The 1,106-nt window shown below is 65.6% G+C and carries 2 protein-coding genes; one reads left to right on the top strand and one right to left on the bottom strand.

Annotation, left to right across the window (positions count from 1 at the left end):
• Window positions 1-382: response regulator (locus ABT116_RS49310; RefSeq protein ID WP_351648170.1), on the bottom strand; the 382-nt coding region annotated here is incomplete at its 3' end.
• A gap of 176 nt (window positions 383-558) precedes the next feature.
• On the opposite strand from ABT116_RS49310, the gene ABT116_RS49305 reads away from it, so the two are divergent.
• Window positions 559-1,023 carry a hypothetical protein gene (locus tag ABT116_RS49305; protein WP_351648168.1) on the top strand — a complete coding sequence of 155 codons (465 nt, stop codon included), beginning with the start codon at window positions 559-561 and terminating at the stop codon, window positions 1,021-1,023.
• The last annotated feature ends 83 nt before the right edge of the window (window positions 1,024-1,106 follow it).

The following is a 1,106-nucleotide window of genomic DNA, read 5'->3' as shown; positions in this document are numbered from 1 at the left end:
GGGCAGTTGTCGTGGCGTTCATCCTGCTGGGCAAGAAGGCCCCGGTGCAGCAAGGCCCTGTGTCAGTCTGACGTGCCCGGCGCGAGCGGGCCGCCTCCAGCCCCGCGATGCGGTCACCCACGGAACTTCGGGCACTGAGTACGCAGATCGGAACCTCGTTGCCGATTGCGCGCAGGGCCGTCACGACTCCGACGCCGTCGAGGCCGGGCATGTTGACGTCGAGAACAAGTGCGGCCGGGCATTGCTTGTTCACCGAGGCCAAGGCGGATCGTCCGTCGACGGCAGTTGCCGTGTCGAAGCCCGACAATCGAAGTCCACGTTCGAGCGAATTCAGAACCTTCGTGTCGTCGTCGACGATCAGGATGCGCTCGCGTGTACTCACCCCAGCCATGGTGCCATCGGATTACGGCCCGGGGCCTCGCTCGGAGCCAGGGCCGCCGCATTCTCATCAACTCCTAAGAAACCGACAACAGATCTGCAGTGTCGGCTTCATAACCTCGGGTTTCTCGGATGCGACCGCGCCGAGAATTCGAGAACGTTCGATCAAGGAGAACTACGATGACGCGATTGAAAGTGAACGGCAAGCGGGCCCGCCGGACCGGTGTGGTGGTGGCGTCCGTGGCGGTCCTCGGTATGGCCGTGGCACCGGGAATCGCCTGGGCTTCCAATCCGATTTCCGACGGGTCGCCGGTAGCGGTGCGATCGATCGCGACCGCTCCGTCCGATGCTGGTGTGGCACCCGAAGTAGCGTGTGGTGCCACGACGCCGATATCCGACGAGGAGCTGCAGAAGCTCATCGACGAGGGCAAGGTTGTGCGCGCGGAGGAGGCCGGTACAGCCGCAATCACGATTGAAGTGCCGAGCGACGCCGCGACATTCATTGCGCGTGAAGGGGTGCCGGCGTTGCCGACCGTCGAGTGGGCTCCGACGACCGAGGGGGTTCCGGCAGAGGTGCTCGACATGGCCGGTGTCGCTCCGGTGGAGGAAGGCGTTGCCCTGTCATGCACGGTTGCCGCGGGCTGACGAGCGAAAAGCCGTGCGGTGCGGGGTCGTTCGTGGCCTGCTGGAGCGGTCAGCGAGCCCGGCCTCGCCCTCGGACCGCCAGC

Source organism: Streptomyces sp. NPDC002130, from assembly GCF_040296465.1.
GTDB lineage: Bacteria > Actinomycetota > Actinomycetes > Streptomycetales > Streptomycetaceae > Streptomyces.
This window is presented reverse-complemented; position numbering and strand designations above follow the sequence as displayed.

Bases quoted from the DNA above. Each gene is read 5' to 3' on its own strand.
- ABT116_RS49305 (WP_351648168.1), top strand. From the start codon at position 559: ATGACGCGATTGAAAGTGAACGGCAAGCGGGCCCGCCGGACCGGTGTG.